This window comes from Sphingobacterium multivorum, from assembly GCF_900457465.1.
GTDB lineage: Bacteria > Bacteroidota > Bacteroidia > Sphingobacteriales > Sphingobacteriaceae > Sphingobacterium > Sphingobacterium multivorum.
Map to the genome: position 1 here is coordinate 726,776 of NZ_UAUU01000002.1, position 21,760 is coordinate 748,535.

Sequence of the window (21,760 nt, forward strand, 5' to 3'; positions counted from 1 at the left end):
TAGATTATTTCTTTTGTAATTCGTGAACATACATAACAACTTTCCATCTCTCCTCTGGAGACAATTGAGATGCATGTGATCCCATCGAGTTGTGTCCGTAATAAATTGTATGGTAAATTTTACCATCAGTCAAGTCAGCCATCAAACCACCCCGTGAAGAGCTCGCCGCATCTGTTCTATGATAAGATGGTGGCGGAGGAAAGTTCTCTAATTGACGAGTACCTCTTGAATCAGTCACGCTACGATCTTTTGTGATAGGACCATCACCTTTACCTTCTACTCCATGACATATAGAGCAATAAGTTGTGAACAAAGCTTTACCTTTTTCAAGATTTTCGGCATTTACGACCAAAGGACTTTTTACTTCTCTTCCTGCACGTTCATAATCCTCTAATGTATTGGCGTATTCAAAACGAGTGAAACCAATTGGATCTGTACCTTTAGGAGGTGTTTGTGCTGTTTTTCCATCAGCAAAATTCGCATTAGGTTGATCCGGATTGAAAGCAAGCGGATCGTACATGTTACGAGAAAACTCTAAACCTGTACTACGAGTTGTTTTGTCACCACAAGAAGAAACAAGTGCTGTCAATGCCACAGCTGCGCATAGCGTTCCAAGTAAATTCTTCTTATTCATAGCTAACATATTTTCTATCATTGTACTTAACTTCAACAGCACCAGCTTCTTTCAATAAGCTATCGATCAAAGCGTGATCTGTATTTTCATTGGCATCTACTGCAAGGATGAAACGATCATCTGTTGCTCTCAAGTCCATTACACGAGGTGTACGTCCCGGAAATAAGTGGTTACGGAAGAAAAACGTGGCAACCATACCCAAGGCACACAATAAGATCGTAACCTCAAATGTAACTGGAACAAAGTTTGGCATACCAAAAGATGGTTTACCACCGATATTCATCGGCCAATCATAGGCCATTGTATAATACAACAAACTAAAACCCAATGTCGTTCCTAATGCTCCAAAGCAAAATGCTGCGATAGGCAAGCGAGAAGGTTTCACACCCAGCTTTGCTTCGATGCCGTGAATAGGCATCGGAGTAAAGCAGTCGTAAATACTTATATTGTTTGCTTGCAATTTGTCGATCCCATGCATCATTTCATCGGGATCCGCAAAACTACCTAATATATATTTTGTATTGCTCATTGCTGATTATTTTCTAACTGATAATTCTTTAATCTCTTCTTCTGTCACTGAATCATATTTCTCTAATGACTCTTGGAAGTACTTCACTTGTTCTTCAGGGAATGCGCCTTCTTGAGCCAATTTCGTTTTATGTTGTAATGAAGATGATTTCAACAACAATTTCACTTCGGCGATAGCGATACCTGGTAAGAAACGTAAGAACAACAAGAATAATGTAAAGAATAATCCGATTGAACCTACAAAGATACCTACGTCTGTCCAAGTTGGGTAGAACATTGCCCAAGATGAAGGCAAGTAATCACGGTGCAATGAAGTCACGATAATTACAAAACGCTCAAACCACATACCGATGTTTACAACAATCGATAAGATCCAGGAGATTGGAATACTTGTACGGATTTTTTTGAACCAGAATAACTGTGGAGAAATTACGTTACACGTCATCATTGACCAGTAAGCCCAAGCGTATGGACCCAACATACGGTTCTCGAAAGCATACATTTCGTATTCTGAACGAGAGTACATGGCGATAAACAACTCAGTCAAATAAGCCACACCTACGATAGAACCTGTCGTCATGATAATGATATTCATCGACTCAATGTGGAACATCGTGATGTAGTTCTCAAAGTTCATTACTTTACGTAAGATCAACAATAAAGTCTGTACCATCGCGAAACCCGAGAAGATCGCACCAGCCACGAAATACGGCGGGAAGATCGTTGTATGCCATCCAGGGATAACCGAAGTTGCAAAGTCCATGGATACGATCGTGTGTACAGAAAGTACCAGCGGAGTAGAAATACCTGCCAAGATCAATGACACGATTTCAAAACGTTGCCAAGTCTTAACTGAACCATTCCATCCGAATGATAATACAGAATAGATTTTTTGTTTTAATCCAGTAGCACGGTCACGAATTGTCGCGATATCCGGCAACAAACCACAGTACCAGAATACCAAGGATACTGTAAAGTAAGTCGAGATCGCAAACGCATCCCATACCAAAGGAGAGTTGAAGTTTACCCAAAGTGATCCAAATTGATTTGGAAGTGGGAAAATCCAATAAGCCAACCAAGGACGACCCATGTGAGCTACAACGTATGTCGCCGCACAGATTACCGCAAAGATCGTCATCGCCTCTGCAGAACGGTTGATTGAATTACGCCAGTTCTGGCGGAAGATTAATAATACAGCTGAAATCAACGTACCCGCGTGACCGATACCTACCCACCATACGAAGTCGGTGATATCCCAAGCCCAGCCTACAGTTTTATTCAGACCCCAAGCGCCGATACCTGTCCAAAAGGTATAACTAACGCTAACTACCCATAATAAAGCACCTAATACAGCAACGGTAAAACCAATCCACCATGCTTTATTCGGTTTATTTTCAACCGGTAGTAAGATATCATCCGTAATTTTTGCATACGTAATGTCCTTACCGGTCATTAATGGTTCTCTTAATATTGATTCGTTATGCGATGACATAGTATTTTTATTTCAAATATTGTACAAGATTACGCCTCAAAAGTGTTTCTAACTTTTGTCATATAACCGATACCCGGTTGAACATTGATTTCCTCAAGTACGTAATAAACACGCTCGTTGCGTAATGCTTTAGATACTTCTGATTCCGGATCATTAGCATCACCAAAGATAATTGCATTTGCAGAACATGCTTGTTGACAAGCCATTTGGATATCGCCATCTTTAACTTTGCGATTTTGAATCTTAGCTTGTAATTTACCTGCTTGAATACGTTGGATACACATTGAACATTTCTCCATTACCCCACGTGAACGAGTAACAACATCTGGATTCAATACCAATTGTGTGAACTCATTGTTCAAGTAGTTGTCAAAACGTGAATCATTCCAGTATGCAAACCAGTTGAAACGACGAACTTTGAACGGACAGTTATTCGCACAGTAACGTGTACCAAAACAACGGTTATATGCCATGTGGTTCAAACCTTCTGAAGAGTGTACTGTTGCCAATACTGGACAAACCGTTTCACAAGGTGCGTGACCACAGTGTTGACACAACATCGGTTGGTGAACAACAGTGATATCTTCGAAATCTAAATCAGCCGAAGCTCTCGCAATTTCTTTCTCTTTTGTAAGATCTTGATCTTTTCCTTCGATCGTATAGTAACGGTCAATACGTAACCAGTGCATCTCACGACGACGACGAACCTCATCACGACCTACAACAGGAATATTATTTTCAACGTTACAAGCAACGATACAAGCACCACAACCCGTACATGCGTTCAAGTCGATTGCCATCACCCATTTGTGACCCGGTTGCTCATATTTGTTCCACAAATCGTATGTTTTGTGATTATCTGTAAAGCGTCCTGCCTCAGAGTTAGGATCTTTCAGATATTTCGCAAATGTCGTCTCACGGATCACGTTGCGACCTTCGATCGTGTGGTGTGTTTGTGTTTGTGCCAATTGGTAAGATCCAGACGCTTTCGCTACAGTTGCTTTAGCAACACCTTGTACTGTACCATTGATGATAGAAGCAAAAGGGAACGCGTTTTTACCAACTTCATTACCTGCTTTACCAACTTTTGTACGGCCGTAACCTACAGCAATAGAAACTGTTCCTTGTGCTTGACCAGGTTGTTGTACAACTGGCAATTCCAATTCAACACCATTTGCTTTTACAGTTACTTTACCATCTTCACCCAAACCTAATTTCTCAGCATCTTTCGGGTTAAGAGCAGCGTAGTTGTCCCAAGTTACTTTAGATACCGGGTCAGGCAACTCTTGTAAATAAGCGTTGTTCGCGTAGCGACCGTCACGAAGTGCAGCAGGCTCATAAAGTTTCAATTCAAACTCACCGGTAATCGCTTTGCTTGATGCCTCAATTGCCGAAGCTGCCGCTGCAGCATTTCCTGTAAATGCAGGAGCTGTTGCCGCTTTAGCACCTTTATATTCAAAACCAGTTTGCAATACAGCATCCCAAGTTTTCGTAGAACCTGCTAAGATTTGTGTCGACCACAAGTTCTTAACGAAGTTGTACATATCGGTATCATTTCCTGCCCAAGTCAACAAGCTTTGTTCAACTTGACGTGTTTTGAAAACAGGATTAATTGTTGGTTGAACGATCGAGAACAAACCTTCTTTTGGGATTCGCATCACCCCAAGACTCCAAGAATGTACTTGCTGGAGCGATCGCTGTCAATTCAGAAGCTGTTTCATCCGCACGTTGCGAAAACGATAAGGTGAAAGGAACTTGTTTCAACGCTGCTTTTACATCTTCTGCTTTGAAGTAATCATACACCGGGTTGCTATTCAAGAAGAACGCAACACCAACTTGACCTGATTCGCAGCTGCTAAGAAAGCTTGGAACGAAGAATCTGAACCTTGGTATTGTTTAGAATAGTTATCCAAATCGATGATTGTACCGTACGCGCCTAACGCAACGTTAATTGCATTGACCAATACCTGTACATTGACATCGTTAGAACCAGCAACAACAACTGCTGCGCCTTTGCTGTTCACCAATTCTTTCGCTGCTAGAGCGACACCTTTTTGTGCTTTTTTGTTTGCAGTGGCACCAGCCAAAGACTGACCAGTGATTGCATTATATAAAGCAACCAATGTAGCTCCTTCTTCCGAAGGTTTGATAGCGATACGAGCATCCGCATTTGTACCAGTCATCGAAAGACCAGACTCAAATTGCACGTGACGTGACATTTTTCCGTTTTTCAACGATTTATAATCACGGTTTTTAGCGTATTGTTGTGTATGCTCCTCACCTGCTAACCAAGTTCCTAAGAAATCAGCTGCAACGGAAACAATCACATGTGCCTTTTCAAAATTGTATGAAGGGACAACAGCTTTCCCAAATGAAGCTTTATTCGCCTCAATAATACCGCTGTAAGATACAGCATCGTATTGTACATGGTTAACTGTTGGGAATTTCGTTGCGAAAGCAGCGATAGCCGCCAACGTTGAAGGACTGTTTACGGTGTTAGAAACGATCGTAATTTGTTTACCAGAAGATGCTGCTGCATTCAAAGCTTTAACAACTTCCCCATCCAATTTAGACCACTCTACATCTTGACCTTTCAATTGTGCCTGTTTCAATTTGGACTCATCGTATAAATCCAATACAGAAGCAGCAGTCGTTGAATCCAAACCTTGGTTCAAACCAATTGCATTCGGGTTAGGCTCAACATTGATCGGACGACCTTCGCGCGTTTTAACCAAGATACTTTGACCGTTGAACGTCGAAGCATAATAGTTAGGGATACCTGGAGTTACCTCTTCAGGTTTAATCAAATAAGGAACTGCCTTATGCACAGGAGTACGGTTACAAGCCGCTAAAGAAACAGCACCCAAACCAAATCCTAATGCTTTCAAGAAGTCACGGCGAGGAGTTTTAGTACTCAAGCCAGCTTCGTTTAATACATCTTCTACAGGAATAGATTCGGCAAACTCACCCTTGCTTCCTTCAACGAAAGCAGGAGTTTGATTTAACTCTTCCAAACCTTTCCAATATTTTTTATTGCTATCCATTTAAGCTGTATATAAGATTGCGTATTTCAAATAATTATTAATAGTGACACTTACCACACTCAAGACCACCGATCATGGCTGCAGTCATTTTCTCACCTTTCTTAATTCTTTCGTGTGCTTTAATCAAATCTTCATAGTATTTGTTATCCGATTTGATATCTGTCTTTTTGTGACAATCAACACACCATTTCATCGTCAATGGAGAGTATTGGTATACTTCTTCCATATTTTGGATTGGACCGTGACAAGTTTGACACTCAACACCAGCTACCACAACGTGTTGTGAGTGGTTGAAGTAAGCAAAGTCAGGTAAGTTGTGGATACGAACCCATTGAATTGGCTTCGGATTGTTACCGTAAGTACGCGTATCAGGATTCCAATCCAATGCACGATAGATTTTAGCAATTTCCGGAGAAATCTCACCATCATAATGCTCTGATGCAGTGATTGTATTGTGACAGTTCATACATACGTTGGCCGATGGAATAGACGCATTTTTAGATTTAAATGCTCCACCGTGACAGTATTGACACTCAATTTTGTTAACACCAGCGTGGATTTGGTGCGAGAACTTAATTGGTTGAACCGGCTGATAGCCTTGGTGAACACCAACGTTCCACATGGTCTTCCAACCACCTACAGCTAATAATGCAACTAACATCAAGACTGTAAAGCCAACCAACTTTTTGTTTTTAACGAATGCTTTCGCAAACTTCACAAAACGTTGGCTATCTTCTGGCTCTTGTTGCGCAGCAATAGCTTCTTGGTTTTTAGCAATTACATTTTCTAAGGTACGGATCACACGATTCAACACCACGATAACCACTACAGCCAAAACAACAACTGCGATCAAGCCCAAAATCATGAACATAGACGCGTTATCATCTTTAGCGCCAGCACCACCAGCAGCAGCCTCTTTCGGTTTCTCCTTAGAAGCATCGGTGATATACGCTAATACCGACTTGATCTGATCGTCAGATAAATCAGTAAAAGAAGTCATCACAAGCTTGTTGTTCTCTTCGAAGATTTTAACTGCATCAGCATCGCCAGACGCAATTAAAGCCTGAGAGTTCTTGATCCACTTGATTAACCAAGCTTCGTCTTTCGTCTCTGGAATCCCCTTTAAAGCAGGACCAACCACTTTTCTGTCAATGGCGTGACAGGATGTACACTTAGATTTGAAGATTTTTTCACCTTCCTTGACATCTTGCGCATGCAACGTCGTAACGGCAAATAATAGCATCAAACTCGTTGACACCACCCTCGCAAGGCTTCCCAAAACGGATGAGATAGTTCTCATATTTAGCACTTTATACTATTTATTTGTGAATGTAAAAAATTAACTCCCATGGTTAAAGGAGCCACTACCCCCCTAACAATGCCACAAAAGTATGATTTATTAACAAATCGCTGACAATTTTGTGACCTTTAATATCAATTTATAATCATTCTAAACAAATGCGTTTAAACAAGGATAAAAACAGCATTAAGCTATTAAAGTAGTTCCATCGCTACAACTTTTCATTTGGATAGCCATTCAAATATAAGACAATTCCATGACAATTTAAAATACCCAAAATTGACGATCACGAGGAACACAAAAAGTTTTTTTTCGTCTTTATTTCCGTAACTTTATCAAGATGAATGGAGACGGGGCCAGGATCAATTCCCAGACTGAAAATGAAAGAATCTGGATGATACTACTTTTATAGAGATGCTCTTTTATATAAAGGAATAGATTGATCCCAGTCGACCGCTCCTGTCAAAATCAACGACTAACATACGACAGACATGGAAACAAACAAAAAATACAACCCGCTAAGTAAAGAAGAGGAATACATTATTATACACAAGGGAACTGAGCGGCCTTTTACGGGTGAACTTTTAGACAATAAGCTCAAAGGAACGTATATCTGCCGCCGTTGTGACAGCCCGCTATACCGTTCGGAGTCGAAATTTGAATCTGGCTGTGGCTGGCCAAGTTTTGATGATGAGATTCCTGGAGCAATTACAAGGATCACCGATGCCGATGGTCGCCGCACTGAAATCCTTTGTAGCACATGTGGCGCGCATTTAGGCCATGTATTCCTCGGAGAAGGCTTTACGACAAAAAACACGCGTCACTGCGTTAATTCTATTTCAATGAAATTTGTAGCCGATACTACGAAGTAACTTTCACTTTAGTCGACTCACGAACTTTCAGTTCACAAGGCAACACCATTCTACGTGTTGCTTTTATTTTACCCTGAAGACGAAGCAACAAAATATTAATCAGGTTCTCAGCAATGTCCTTGATCGGCTGCGAAACAACTGTGATAGCAGGTTCTACCAACTTAAAAACTGTATGGTCGTCAAAAGCAATGACTGCTGGCATCGTAAAGTTGAACTTTTTAGCGGCCTTCAAGCCCGAAATCGCCAAATAGTTAGTGGAGAACAAAACAGCATCCAGCCTGTTTTCACAGATGAACTCCCGCAAAGATTCCATCGCCTCCTCATCTGAAGCATCCATTTGGATCTTCTGGATAAAACTTTGCTGCTTATTATTATCCATAGCTTTCATATAGCCATCTGAACGCTCTTTCATTTGAGTTTGATCCGAGTAGAGCGATACAAATCCGATACGTCTATAACCTTGTTGACACAAATGGTTACTTGCATCAAAGGCCCCCTGAAAATTGTCGGCCCCAACATAGTCTGTTTCAAGCCCCGGAAAATATCGGTCGAAGAGCACAACCGGGATATTATTCTGCTGTAACTGCTTTACGGTATCTTCCAAACCATCGGAAGGTGTAATAATAAAACCATCCACCTGCCGATCGTAAAACATCTGGATCAACTCCTTCGCTTTTTCTACATCATTGTTGGTACTACAATAAATAATACGATAGCCCTGCTCATAGACCTTACTTTCGATCAGGCGTGCTATATTCCCAAAAAAAGGATTGGAAATATCTTCGATAATCAAACCTAGAATCTTCGTCTTCCCTGTGCGGAGACTTTTTGCCAATTCATTGGGCTTATAGCCGACCTTTTTGACATAGTCCAAAACCCGCTTAGTCAAAGCCTCACTAATACGCTTTTCTTTTGCCTTATCATTTAAAATAAAGGACACAGTAGTTACAGAAATCCCCAAGGCCTTTGCGATATCACTGATCAGAATACGTTTCTTCATGTAGTAGTAGTAGGTTTGTTAAGTTTTTTATTACGAAGATTACTAAAGTAAAAAATTTAACGACAATTTACTAAAATAATAATAAAATTGCGCTAAAAGGTTTTATTTACTAATTTTAAGCAGTTTTCAAATACCCGAACAAAACCTATGACAGGAAATAAACTACTCAAAACAGTGTTGGGCACACTAATTTTACCATTTTGTGCGCAAGCCCAGCAAAATCTTACACAATATGTCAACCCCTTTATTGGGTCCGCGGATCATGGCCACGTCTTTGTTGGTGCGAATGTACCTTTAGGTGCGGTGCAATTGGGGCCTACTCAAATTCCACAGATTTGGGACAAGTTCAACGGATGGGATTGGTGCAGTGGATACAATTACAAAAGCCAGGAAATTTTGGGTTTTACACATACCCACCTGAGTGGAACAGGTATCGGTGACCTCAACGACCTTATGATCGTTCCTGCTAACGGAAAATTACAATTAACGCCCGCAGAATTCAACAAAATGAATACAGGTTATGGCTCTTCCTTCAAAAAAGAAAATGAGGTAGCAAAACCGGGATTCTATAGCGCTTATTTAGATGACTATCAGGTGCAGGCCAACCTGACAGCCACCGAACGTGTTGGTTATCATCAATATCGCTATGAAAAAACAGACAATGCACATATTTTGGTCGATTTAGGTTACCATATCAATTGGGATAAACCGACAGACACCTACATCAAACAGGTGAACGATTCGACCTTTGTTGGTTACCGCTTTTCAACAGGATGGGCAACTGACCAAAAATTGTATTTTGCCATCAGAACTTCCCAACCGATACAAAAAGTAAGATTTTTCGAAGGTAAAGAAGAAAAATTAGGCCAAACAACATTCAAAGGACAGGCAATCAAAGCGGCTTTATTCTTTGATGCTGTTAAAAACAAAACCATTGAACTTAAAGTCGGTATTTCTCCAGTAAGCTCGACCAATGCGCTGAACAATATCAACGCCGAGATTCCAGGCTGGAATTTTGAAAAAGTAAAGCAAGACGCCGATCAACGTTGGAACAAAACCTTAAATAAGATTCAATTTGAAGCCGACAAAGATACGAAGACAATCTTCTATACGGCATTATACCACACCTACTTCGCTCCTACCATCTTTAACGATGCAAATGGCGATTACTTAGGGACTGACAAACAAGTATATGAAAAACAGGATTTTGTCAACCATACGGTATTTTCGCTTTGGGATACTTACCGTGGTCTTCATCCTTTGATGACGATCTTGGAGGACCGTAAAATCAACCAGGATTTTATCAAAACCATGTTGGCGATCTATCAACAACAAGGTAAATTACCCATGTGGCACTTACAAGGCAATGAAACCAATACAATGGTTGGATTACCTGCAATTCCAGTGATTGCTGACGCCTTCTTAAAAGGAATTATTGACGAGAAAGACTATCCTTTGATGTGGGAAGCTGTTAAGACCACAGCAATGGGTAATGATCACGGTCTGAAATATGCGCGTGAACTGACCTACATTCCTATCGACAGCATGCCTAATGAGTCTGTAGCATGGGCATTAGAGTATGCGATTGCTGACTTCGGTGCTTATAAAATTGCCGAAAAACTGGGTAAAACAGAAGACGCTGCTTATTTCAAAAAACGCTACAAACTATACGAGCAATATTTTGACAAAGAGGTAGGTCATTTCGTCGGTAAAAAAGCCAATGGCGAGTTCCGAAGACCTTTCGACCCATTGATGGCCAAACACCGCGAGAATGACTATTGCGAAGGTAATGCTTGGCAATACACCTGGTTAGTACCCCAAGATGTCAAAGGGCTGATCAATCTTTTCGGTGGCGAGGAGAAATTTTTGAAAAAACTGGATTATTTTACGACCATGTCATCGGATCTTGGTGGTGAAGCTTCACCGGATATTTCAGGGCTAATCGGCCAATATGCGCAAGGTAACGAACCAAATCACCATATCCCCTACTTGTATGCTTACGCGGGACAACCTTGGAAAGGTGCAGCCTTAGTCCGTAAAGCGATGACTGAGTTTTACACAAACAGTCCAGCTGGTCTATGTGGAAATGATGACGTCGGACAAATGAGCGCATGGTATGTATTCTCGGCAATGGGCTTCTATCCACTGAATGCAATGAGTGGTGTTTATGTCTTCGGTTCGCCGATGATGCAACATGCGAATATCAATCTACCGAATGGCAAAACGTTAGCGATCGATGTTAAAAACCAAGGCAAAGCCAATCCATATATCAAATCGATCAAATTAAATGGCCAGCCTTACGCCAAAACGTTCATTACACATGCGCAACTTTTAGCAGGTGGACAGATGGAAATCGAGATGAGTGCTACGCCAAACAAAAACTTTGGTAAAAACAAAGCCGATTGGCCTTCAAGCATTGACAATAATTAACTGAAAAATTGTCAGTAAAACATTACTGGATTAATATTTGTTAATACCTTAATAACATATTTAAGGAGAAACAAAACATGGCAGATTACAAAAACATCAATATACAAGATATCCCTGACGGAGGTGATAATCCAAAAGACTTCTATGAAACTTTTAAAGAGCGTTTGGAAGACTTAGAAACATTTCCAAAGGACTATACATATAAATTTATCTTACCAAAAGATCAGGACCACTTCAATCAGATCCAGAGCGTATTTGATGACACAGGTGCACAGTTTGATTTTAAGGATTCCAAAACAGGTAAGTATACTTCAATTACGGTAAACTTGAACGTTAAAGACGCCGATCAGGTGATCTACTTCTACAAAGAAGTAGCGAAGATAAAAGGTGTTATCATGTTATAAAAAACAAATGAGGCTGTCGAATTGACAGCCTCATTTGTTTCTATTTCCTTCTTAAAATAAATCCCCCCTATTTCAACACCGCAACATCCAGCCAATAATCGCCACTAAATCTTTTACTATCATGATGTAGTTTCAATAGATTAACAGCAGTCTCCTCCTTTAAAAAATCCAAAATTCGTTTGACATCCCGCCGGGCAGCAAACTGTTTCCAGCTATTCTTACGATCATAAAAAAAAGACATTTGTCCCTTCATGCTATCCCATGTCCCGCCCAGCGCATATAACTTCGTTTCACTAAACAGTATATTTAAATAGTCATTATATGCCGAGCAATCGAGTGTAATCTCTTTATTTTTATTAGCCACCCAGTCAAATCGATACGAACAGTACATCGGGTTCCCATAGTAAATACCGGGTTTATGGGGAATCTTGGCCTCCTCAAAAAATTGCTTGAGCAATTTCACCACTTCTGGCTCACCATCGTATGCTAAGGGCACATCACTAAGCTCCCGATCCATATATAAGGTAAAAGAAGACAGATTGAGGCCCCAGCGTCCTTGATGATCCAATAAAAACTTGGACAAACGCTCCAAAAGCGATGACATCCCACCTCTGAATGAGCCCTGCACGGAAAGTACCTCAAATGGTCTTGCCTCGTTAAATTTATAAGGGCTTTCATACACATCCATCACAAAGCGGTTATATTCCCGATCAAAATTAATGTAAAGCTCGTCTGTCATTGAATCCCTGATAGCTTTATCCTTTAAGATTAACCTATTAAGAGGCCAAAATAAATCCTGTTTATAGGACCACAAAATGGCACGATCCAGTTTATAAAACTCATAATGCCCCTTGGGCAAAATCATATTATTTTTATGTGCATAATGCTGTACAGTGGCAGACAGCTTCTGAAATTTATCCCCAAAAGACCGCTGACCATAAACTGACACATGAATGAGGACAAACACCAGAATCGGACTGGATTTAAAAAGAAGCAAAAGAAGTATACTTTTCATAGGATAAAGATGCAGCTAAGTTTTATTTTCCATAAAAAAAGCCCGCGTAAAGCGAGCTTTTCATATCATTTAAAGAATAAACTTATTCTTGACCAGCACCAGCTACAGGAGCTTCGCCAGCAGGTTTATCCTGCTTTGGTTTGTCTTCTTTCGGCGGACGAGGCAATAAAGCTTTACGGGAAAGCTTCATTTTACCTTGTTTGTCGATATCCAACAATTTAACCGTTACTTTATCACCTTCTTTGAAGATACCGTCCATTGTTTCAAGACGTTTCCAGTCGATTTCAGAGATGTGCAATAAACCGTCTTTACCAGGCATGATTTCAACGAAAGCACCGAATGGCATAATTGATTTCACTTTACCTTCGTAAGTTTCACCAATCTCTGGTTTAGAAGCAATCGCTTTGATACGACCTACTGCATCATCAATAGCCGCTTTATTATCTGCGAATACTTGAACAACACCTTTATTATCAACTTCTTCGATCGAAATTGTAGCACCGGTCTCACGTTGCATTTCTTGGATAATTTTACCACCTGGTCCGATTACAGCGCCAATAAATTCTTTATCGATCAACAATTGAACGATACGTGGTGCATGTGGTTTGTAATCTTCGCGAGGAGCAGAAATTGTTTTCTTCATCTCACCCAAGATGTGTAAACGCGCTTCTTTTGCTTGATCCAAAGCTTGCGTCAATACTTCCCATTTCAAACCATTGATTTTTAAGTCCATTTGACAAGCAACGATACCTTTTTCTGTACCCGTTACTTTAAAGTCCATATCACCTAAATGATCTTCATCACCTAAGATATCCGATAAGATCGCATATTTACCTGTTTTCTCATCAGAAATCAATCCCATGGCAATACCTGAAACTGGCGCTTTCAATTTCACACCGGCATCCAAAAGTGCTAATGTACCAGCACATACAGTTGCCATAGAAGAAGAACCATTTGACTCCAGAATATCAGAAACAACACGGATAGTATATGGATTTTCACTGTCTGCAGGAAGTACCTGTTTCAATGAACGCATTGCTAAGTTACCGTGACCAACTTCACGACGGCCTGGACCTCTGTTAGGTCTTACCTCACCTGTAGAGAATGCAGGGAAGTTGTAGTGAAGAATAAACTTGTTATAACCGTTGATAAAAGCACCATCGATCATTTGCTCATCGTCTTTAGCACCTAAAGTAACCGAAGTCAATGATTGTGTTTCACCACGTGTGAATACAGCTGAACCGTGTGCAGCAGGCAAGTAATCTATTTCTGACCAGATTGGGCGAACTGTACGTACGTTACGGCCATCTAAGCGAATTCCTTCATCTAAGACAAGATTACGAACAGCATCATACTGAACATCGTGGAAATATTTTTTAAACAAGAAAGCTGTATCATCATCCAATTCCTCTGGCATTGTTGCTCTGTACTCTTCCGCGATTTTTGCGAAGTTTTCAGAACGGTCATGTTTTGCAGAAGCAGATTTTGCAATAGCGTAAACCTTATCGTAAGTAGCTGCAAAAATAGCATCTCTCAATTCAAGGTTTTCAGGCTCATGGTTATACTCACGTTTAACCGTTTTACCAACTAAGTTAGCCAGTTCTACTTGAGCAGCAACTTGTTTTTTGATCGCTTCATGAGCAAAAGCAATTGCTTCTACCATTTCAGCTTCAGAAATCTCTTTCGCTTCACCTTCAACCATACCGATATCTTGTGCAGAACCAGCAACAATAAACTCTAAAGTTGCATTTTCAAGCTCAGACAATTTTGGGTTGATGACCAACTGACCGTCAATTTTCGCAACACGCACTTCAGAAATCGGTCCATTGAAAGGAATATCAGAAACAGCAATAGCTGCAGAAGCAGCCAAGCCCGCTAAAGCATCAGGCATAATATCTTTATCTGCAGAGATCAAGCTGATTGCAACTTGTGTATCTGCGTGATAATTTTCAGGGAACAAAGGACGTAATGCACGATCTACCAAACGTGAGATCAATACCTCATAATCTGACAATCTAGCCTCACGACGTAAGAAACCACCTGGAATACGGCCAGTTGCCGCATATTTTTCTTGATAATCTACAGAAAGGGGTAAAAAATCAACACCAGATTTCGCTTCTTTAGCTGAAACAACTGTTGCAAGCAACATCGTATCACCTTGTTTTAATACTACAGCCCCATCAGCCTGTTTTGCCAATTTACCTGTAGACAATTCGATCTGGGTGCCATTACCCATATCGATGGTCGTTTTAATTTCGTTGTAATTCATTTAATCTTGTTTGCGACATGCTTTTCATCTTGTTGGCAGCATGCCAATATTTTAAATACATTAGATTTCAGCACAAAGGTAAATTAAAATATTAAGATTAGTGCAATTAACAGCAGGCTAAATCATCAAACCATCGGAATACGGCAGCAACCGCCTTAATCTGTCAAGCAATGAATCAATTGAAGTCTTCTCAAGTTCTCTTATTTCTCGAAAAAGGCTTCCAAAGGCTTATCAATTATAACGAGGAATCTAGCCTGTCGCGTAGTATAAAACAATATAAGACAAGTATAAAACATGGCTATCATTTTCGGAGATTCCTCGGTGCTTCTTCGGTACTTGTTCGGAGCTTGTTCGGTACTTCTTCGGTTGGAAGCGAAGAAATAGCGAGCAAGCTCCGAGGAAAAAGCGATTAAATAAAGACTAAATAGTGAAACTGAAGTAAGGGATAAATAGGCCAATGTCGTCCGCTAACCTAAGAAAGTCCTGAACAACTACAAAAGGCCATGACGAACAGAAAACGACCATGCTGACGCGAAAAATACAATAACAATTCGGGCACGATAAACACAATAAAAAAAGCCATCCAAAAATTGGATGGCTTTCTTAACACCTTTGTATTAAAGCTTATTTGATAATATCACGTAAACCTAGACCTTTAATGATCGCACGGTAACGGTTGATATCTTTTTTGTAAAGATAAGCTAATAATGAACGACGTTTACCTACTAACATTTGTAGGGCACGTTGTGTACCGAAATCTTTTCTGTTTTTTTTCAAGTGCTCAGTTAAGTGAGCAATTCTCTTAGTGAATAAAGCAACTTGACCTTCAGTAGATCCTGTGTTTGTAGCTGATCCAGCAAATTCTGCGAAGATATCAGCTTTGTACTCTTTACTTAAATACATTTCCTGAATAATATTAAAGCGTTAAAAATTTTATTAATTGGCTGCAAAGATAGCAAAAATCTTCGGTTGCCAAAATAATTTAATAAGCAAAGGTTCAGCCACTATTAAACCTTTACGTAGATTTTCTTCTTATCCAACCAATAGCAGATTACCCACATCAACGTTAAGAAACATAGTGAATAAACAAAAGAACCAACTTCTGGTATCCCAGGCACTTTCGCGCAAACATATTTATAAAACCAGGCAAAAGCGTCGAGGTATTTTTGTGTACCATCTCTTTTACGCCATCAGGAATGCGGAACAATCCCAAAAAGCGTGGTAGAACACCGCTCAAGACAAAGATGAATAACGGATTTTTACCAAAAACATCAAAAAACTGTGTCAATTTATTTTTTCACCCCTGCACTTCAATAAACCAGATCATACCACCTAGTGTCATGGTTGCCAAACCTGTTGTATAGAGCACATAGGAACTCGTCCATATTTTTTTATTGATCGGAAAACCCAAGGCCCATATCCAAGCCAATACGACCAAAATAAATCCGGTCACAAACATTCCCGCCAGCAATTTAAAATGAGGCTCACTTGAGGCCGGCACTTTCGTCCACAGCCAATCCACCTGACCTTGCTTTTTAATAAATACACCAACTAAATAGCCAAAGACGACCTGAACAATTGTCGGCAAGGTACTCATCAGCCCTTCAGGATCAAATGGCACCCCCTCCCCTTTGTAAACATGCGGCAAACCTAGGATTGCTATATCATACTTTGTACCGAACCAGCCCTCCAAGCTATAGGGATCTGCTCCTCCGGCTATTGCACAGATTGCCCAATATAACAACAGTATGATTGCCGAGATCCAGATAATCGTTTTTTCTTTAAAATAATAAGCTAAAATCGAAGCAAAACAATAAGCGACTGCGATGCGTTGGAGCACACCGAAAATCCGAATTCCCCGGCTCGGATCCGTTCCGTCCACCCATTGTTTAAAAACCAGCTCCGCACCATCCCATTTCACAAAAGGCCACCAATTGATGAAAAGTCCAATCGCAAAAATCAAGATCGTCCGTTTAATTACTTTTTGCCAAAATACTGCAGGTCCTGCCTCCTGTAAACGAGGTATAACAAAAGACATGGCATTACCTACTGCGAAAAGAAAAAAGGGAAAAACCAGGTCTGTAGGTGAACATCCATGCCATTCTGCATGTTTTAGCGGTGCAAACATATGAGCCCATGTACCCGGATTATTCACCATAATCATCAGTGCCACAGTAGCCCCACGAAAGACATCCAAGGAGTAATAGCGTTGTTTCATAATCAGATTGTATAATTAAAAGGTAAATATAAGCTATTTGATATTCATTTTTATGCCTAATCTACAATTTAATGGCATAAACAGGAAAACTTAACTACAACTTTGTTACAATAACAAATGTTTGCATGGCTTATTAGTCAAAAAAGGAATACTTTTTAAAATTGTTTAAAAAGTATTTGGAACTTACTTTTTTTTTAATATATCTTTAACAAAAGTTTAACCAACTTTATGAATTGTACCAAATACCAATGGAAAAAGATATACTGAAGAACCTCTATTTTGATTCAACGCTGTCCATAGCAGAGTTGGTAAAAAAGCTTTCGAAAAGTACGCCATCCATTACCAAGGTGATCAATCGTCTTTTGGAAGAAAAGATCATTGTTGAATGTGGATTTGCAGAATCTACTGGCGGAAGACGACCTATTCAATTTGCGCTCAACCCGTCCTTGGATTTCTATATATTAACGATCTCTTGTGACCAGCATTTTTCGACATGCACAATTACCGATTTAACTCAAAAGACAATATTAGAGCATAGGGATATACCGTTAGACTTAAATGCCGAAGAGTCTTCAGAGCTCCTTTTATCCGAAATTGACCGAATTTTAGCATCTTCAACAATTTCATTAGATCGGATTATAGGTATTGGAATTAGTATGCCTGGTTTTGTTAATTCAGAATTGGGCGTCAATGAATCGTATATCAATACGCATCCTTTGTATGAAATAAAAAGCAGGATTGAAAAAAAATATAAACTGACAACAATCATAGAGAATGATTCTCGCTGCATAGCCATTGCAGAGAAAGAATTTGGGGCTGCGAAATACATTGAGCACTCACTTATTATTAATCTAAACTGGGGAGTTGGATTGGGAATTATCATTAATGGAACTGTTTTTAAGGGCGAATCAGGTTTTGCTGGAGAATTTAGCCATATCCCTCTTTCCGACAACAACACCTTATGCTCCTGTGGTAAACGGGGATGCCTTGAAGTTGAAGCATCATTGGATGCAGCCATTCGAAGTACGGAGAACGATATTCAAAACAATGAGTATTCGATTTATAGTACGTTTGTAAAGAGTAATCTAAACAAAATAGATGCACTGATCGAAGCGACTCATGTTGGAGACCAGATTGCGATTAACAATATCGGAAAAATAGGTTACATGCTCGGTAAAGGCATATCAACGCTCATCCATATTCTTAATCCAAAACAAATCATTGTCAGCGGAAGAGGTGCAGAACTGGGGAGAATTCTGAATCCTCAAATACAAATTGCTATTAATGAATTTTGCATCCCTGAAATTGCAAAAACAACACAGATTAAAATGTCAGAATTGAACAAACATGCTCAAATAAAGGGTACTGCCGCTATCGTCGTGGAAAACCATATCAACAGAATCCTAACTAAATAATTATTTATAAATTAAACACTTAAAGATGAGTCTATTCTACAAAAAAACAGCTGGATTAGCTTTGTGCACACTCTTCAGTGCAACATCGCTATTTGCACAGCAAGGCATTTCTGGAACAGTTTCAGATGCCAAGGGGCCAATTGCAGGTGCTACTATTTCCGTAAAGGGAACAAATAGAGCTACCCAATCGACTGCAAGTGGGGCATTTAATATACAAGCTGCACAAGGCGAAACATTACGTATTTCACTAATAGGCTATAAACCTCAGGAAATTGTGGTCGGAACAACTAAAACGATTAACGTATCCTTGACAAGCGATGAATCAACTTTGGGAGAAGTGGTCGTTACAGCAATGGGAGTTAAACGTGAAAAAAGAAGTCTTGGTTATTCATTTCAAGATATACAAGGTACTGCATTGACAGATGCCAGAGAAAACAACATAGCCAATGCACTAGCGGGCAAGGTTTCCAGTCTTCAGGTTGTTAAAGGTTCAAACGGACCTTCATCATCTTCGAAAATTATTCTTCGCGGATTCAATTCCATTACCGGAGACAACCAACCGTTAATTGTTGTCGATGGGGTGCCGATGGATAATTTTGCCGGCGCTAAAAACAATGATTTCTGGAATCCGTCAGCAGATATGGGAAGTGGGTTAGGAGACTTAAATCCGGAAGATATCGAGAGCATGTCTGTCTTGAAAGGCGGTGCTGCTTCTGCGCTTTATGGATCACGTGCCTCTAATGGAGTTATTTTAATTACAACCAAAAGTGGTAAAGCAAAAGATGGCGTAGGAATTTCCTATTCAACCATTACGGGAATCGAAAATATCTTTATGACGCCAAAATTACAGAGTGACTTCTCTCAGGGGGATGGCGGTGTCTACGGTAAATTAGCCACAGGATCTTGGGGAGAAAAAATAACTGGGCAGGAAGTTGAGTTATGGAATGGTACGAAAACAAATTTAAAGGCCTACGATAATATCGGTAATTTCTTTAAAACAGGATTCAATACCACCCAAAACATCAATTTTCAACAGGCTGTTTCCGATAAAGTCAATTTATATTCATCAGCGACTTATTTGCATGATAACAGCAAATCTCCCGGCCAAAAACTAAACCGCTTAAATTTAATTAATAGAGTAAATGCCAAATTTGGTCAGCGCAATCAGTGGACTACTGACGTAAAGGTACAATACATGCGCAATATGGCCTATAATCGTGCAGTTGGTGGTGTGAATGGTGGTAATTATTATTCACAGTTGTTAACTTTCCCAAGAAGTTTGGACATTACGCAATTTAAACCTGGAATGGATGAATTGGGTGTAAAACAAAGTTGGTATTTGGAAGATTCAGGAATTAACCCTTATTGGGCGGCCAACAATAAATTAAGTCGTGATACCCGTGATCGTTATTTGATGAACGCTACTGTAAAGTACGATTTTAATGACTGGTTAAGTGCTGATGTACGTGTGGGTTCTGATAACTATTCGACAAAATACGAAGATAAAACATATACAGGATCTCATATAAACAATTCGTATGGTACAGGTACAGACAAGTTTTATGAGAACAATTATATCGCAAGTTTACAGGCAAGAAAAGACAACCTATTCGGTAAATGGGGTGGTAGTGCCGCAATTTATGGACAGATCATGGACCGTAGCCGTACTTCCTTAAGCGCTAGTGCGGGCAATTTAAGGGTACCTAATCTATTTACTATTGGTAACAATATTGGCAATCCTGGTATTACTGAAAGTATCAATAGAAAACAGATTAATTCCATTTATGGTAACATTGACATCAATTATGATAATATTTGGTATGTTAGTTTCACAGGAAGAAATGACTGGACATCTACTTTACACCCAAATCATAACAGTTATTTTTACCCGTCTGTAAGCACCTCATTTGTCCTCTCCGACCTGATCAATAAATCTGGAAGTATGCCTTCTTGGTTCAACTTTGCAAAGGTGAGAGCATCTTATGCAAGAACAGGTCGCGACATGGACGCATACCAATTATATAATACTTATATTATTGGTAATGACCCTAATAACAATACAACTGCATCCAAACGAGATGTTCTTTATGATGAGAATGTAGTTAATGAACTTCAAAAATCAATTGAAGTAGGTTTAGAGACTAAATTTTTCAACAATCGAGTTGGCTTGGATTTAACATATTATAAAAACAACTCAACAAATCAATTGATTGATATCCCAATGAACAATTTATCTGGATACAGGGCTTTCAAAGCCAATGCAGGTAATATTCTTAACGAGGGATTTGAAATCACATTAAACGCCGATGTAATCAGAAAAGAGAATTTTAGATGGAATCTGAATGCTAATGTTTCTCGCAATTTCAATAAAATTCTTGAATTACACCCTGAATCCAAACGAATGACATTGGGTGGCTATGACAATTTCGCAATATATGCAGCTGAAAATCAAAGATATGGCGCTATATTCGGAACAAAATTCCTACGTGTTGAAGATGCAAACAGCCCTTATAATGGACAACTTATCCTAAGCGGTACAGGTTTACCACAAGCGAAATCTAATGAAGCAGAGCTTCTGGGTGATCAGACAGCACGTGCCCTCGCTGGTATCACCAACTCTTTCACTTATAAGAACTTCGGATTAAGCTTTCAAATCGATGGCAGATTTGGCGGAAAATTCTTCTCAGGAACACAGCGTGCACTACAAGCTAGCGGTTCTTCTGCCGAAACAGTTGTTAACGGAAGTCGGGATAATTTTGTAGTTGATGGAGTTATCCCAAAAAATGGTGCGTACGAAAAAAGTACAGTCGCAGTTACGCCACAAGATTACTGGACAACCGTATCTGGAGCTAGTGGCAACTTAGGTATTACTGAACAAAATTTATACAATGCAACCAATGTTAGGATTAGAAATTTGCAATTAAATTACTCTATCCCTAAAAGCGTTTTGAAATCATCCATTGTTAAAAATGCGAAAGTAGGGGTATCGGTCAATAATTTAGCAATGCTAAAAAGTTACGCAAATGGGGTAGATCCTGAATCTACCTATGCGATGAGTTCAAACGCTGTTGGATTTGAAAATTTATCATTTCCAACCTCACGTTCTTATTTCTTAAACCTATCTATTGGCTTCTAATCT

At 39.7% G+C, this 21,760-nt stretch carries 18 protein-coding genes; 6 read left to right on the plus strand and 12 right to left on the minus strand.

What is annotated here, in order from left to right; all coding sequences use genetic code 11:
* Positions 1-4: 4 nt before the first annotated feature.
* From DTA23_RS03290 to DTA23_RS03310, 7 genes are read right to left on the minus strand one after another with little or no spacing between them, the layout of a single operon-like run.
* A complete protein-coding gene (locus DTA23_RS03290; RefSeq protein WP_286833372.1) occupies positions 5-643 on the minus strand; it encodes a c-type cytochrome in 639 nt (212 codons plus the stop codon).
* Entirely contained in the window at positions 627-1,163 is a 537-nt protein-coding gene (locus tag DTA23_RS03295) for a DUF3341 domain-containing protein (RefSeq protein WP_112373822.1), read from the minus strand. The genes DTA23_RS03290 and DTA23_RS03295 overlap by 17 nt, the downstream gene beginning before the upstream one ends.
* Positions 1,164-1,169: 6 nt before the next feature.
* A complete protein-coding gene (gene nrfD / locus DTA23_RS03300) occupies positions 1,170-2,654 on the minus strand; it encodes an NrfD/PsrC family molybdoenzyme membrane anchor subunit (RefSeq protein WP_046674137.1) in 1,485 nt (494 codons plus the stop codon).
* Between the two features lie 29 nt (positions 2,655-2,683).
* The gene (locus tag DTA23_RS28415; RefSeq protein WP_256602708.1) at positions 2,684-4,312 is read right to left on the minus strand and encodes a 4Fe-4S dicluster domain-containing protein; all 1,629 of its coding nucleotides are present in this window, start codon (positions 4,310-4,312) and stop codon (positions 2,684-2,686) included.
* Positions 4,263-4,457, minus strand: coding sequence for a hypothetical protein (locus DTA23_RS28420; RefSeq protein WP_256602709.1), 195 nt, complete (start codon positions 4,455-4,457; stop codon positions 4,263-4,265). Before DTA23_RS28420 ends, DTA23_RS28415 begins: the two co-directional genes overlap by 50 nt.
* 11 nt (positions 4,458-4,468) lie before the next feature.
* Positions 4,469-5,698 (minus strand): TAT-variant-translocated molybdopterin oxidoreductase, encoded by a 1,230-nt coding sequence (locus tag DTA23_RS28425; protein WP_256602710.1) that lies wholly within the window; start codon positions 5,696-5,698, stop codon positions 4,469-4,471.
* Between the two features lie 37 nt (positions 5,699-5,735).
* Positions 5,736-6,998 (minus strand): cytochrome c3 family protein, encoded by a 1,263-nt coding sequence (locus DTA23_RS03310; RefSeq protein ID WP_070563536.1) that lies wholly within the window; start codon positions 6,996-6,998, stop codon positions 5,736-5,738.
* A gap of 491 nt (positions 6,999-7,489) precedes the next feature.
* Between DTA23_RS03310 and DTA23_RS03315 the strand changes: the two genes are divergently transcribed.
* Positions 7,490-7,870, plus strand: coding sequence for a methionine-R-sulfoxide reductase (locus tag DTA23_RS03315; RefSeq protein ID WP_046674140.1), 381 nt, complete (start codon positions 7,490-7,492; stop codon positions 7,868-7,870).
* On the opposite strand, the gene DTA23_RS03320 is transcribed toward DTA23_RS03315, so the two are convergent.
* Positions 7,860-8,870, minus strand: a complete 1,011-nt coding sequence (locus DTA23_RS03320; RefSeq protein WP_112373823.1) for a LacI family DNA-binding transcriptional regulator — start codon at positions 8,868-8,870, stop codon at positions 7,860-7,862. The two genes, DTA23_RS03315 and DTA23_RS03320, sit on opposite strands and share 11 nt — an antisense overlap.
* A gap of 147 nt (positions 8,871-9,017) precedes the next feature.
* On the opposite strand from DTA23_RS03320, the gene DTA23_RS03325 reads away from it, so the two are divergent.
* On the plus strand, positions 9,018-11,300 hold the full coding sequence (locus tag DTA23_RS03325) for a GH92 family glycosyl hydrolase (RefSeq protein WP_112373824.1): 2,283 nt from the start codon (positions 9,018-9,020) through the stop codon (positions 11,298-11,300).
* Between the two features lie 77 nt (positions 11,301-11,377).
* Entirely contained in the window at positions 11,378-11,704 is a 327-nt protein-coding gene (locus DTA23_RS03330) for a DUF493 domain-containing protein (RefSeq protein WP_070563528.1), read from the plus strand.
* A 67-nt stretch (positions 11,705-11,771) separates the two neighbouring features.
* Here DTA23_RS03330 and DTA23_RS03335 read toward each other — a convergent pair whose 3' ends face one another.
* Both DTA23_RS03335 and pnp read right to left on the minus strand, forming a co-directional pair.
* Positions 11,772-12,719, minus strand: coding sequence for a hypothetical protein (locus tag DTA23_RS03335; protein ID WP_112373825.1), 948 nt, complete (start codon positions 12,717-12,719; stop codon positions 11,772-11,774).
* 82 nt (positions 12,720-12,801) lie between these two features.
* Entirely contained in the window at positions 12,802-14,988 is a 2,187-nt protein-coding gene (gene pnp, locus DTA23_RS03340) for a polyribonucleotide nucleotidyltransferase (RefSeq protein ID WP_112373826.1), read from the minus strand.
* 170 nt (positions 14,989-15,158) lie between these two features.
* Between pnp and DTA23_RS26870 the strand changes: the two genes are divergently transcribed.
* Positions 15,159-15,401, plus strand: coding sequence for a hypothetical protein (locus DTA23_RS26870; protein ID WP_139144929.1), 243 nt, complete (start codon positions 15,159-15,161; stop codon positions 15,399-15,401).
* Positions 15,402-15,612: 211 nt separating this feature from the next.
* On the opposite strand, the gene rpsO is transcribed toward DTA23_RS26870, so the two are convergent.
* On the minus strand, positions 15,613-15,891 hold the full coding sequence (gene rpsO / locus DTA23_RS03345) for a 30S ribosomal protein S15 (protein WP_046674145.1): 279 nt from the start codon (positions 15,889-15,891) through the stop codon (positions 15,613-15,615).
* Positions 15,892-16,285: 394 nt separating this feature from the next.
* The gene (locus tag DTA23_RS03350) at positions 16,286-17,206 is read right to left on the minus strand and encodes an acyltransferase family protein (protein WP_256602712.1); all 921 of its coding nucleotides are present in this window, start codon (positions 17,204-17,206) and stop codon (positions 16,286-16,288) included.
* A gap of 248 nt (positions 17,207-17,454) precedes the next feature.
* Here DTA23_RS03350 and DTA23_RS03355 point away from each other — a divergent pair, with 248 nt between their 5' ends.
* Positions 17,455-18,621, plus strand: coding sequence for an ROK family protein (locus DTA23_RS03355; protein WP_070563517.1), 1,167 nt, complete (start codon positions 17,455-17,457; stop codon positions 18,619-18,621).
* A 25-nt stretch (positions 18,622-18,646) separates the two neighbouring features.
* Complete coding sequence (locus tag DTA23_RS03360; protein ID WP_070563514.1) at positions 18,647-21,757, plus strand: SusC/RagA family TonB-linked outer membrane protein; 3,111 nt, start codon at positions 18,647-18,649, stop codon at positions 21,755-21,757.
* The last annotated feature ends 3 nt before the right edge of the window (positions 21,758-21,760 follow it).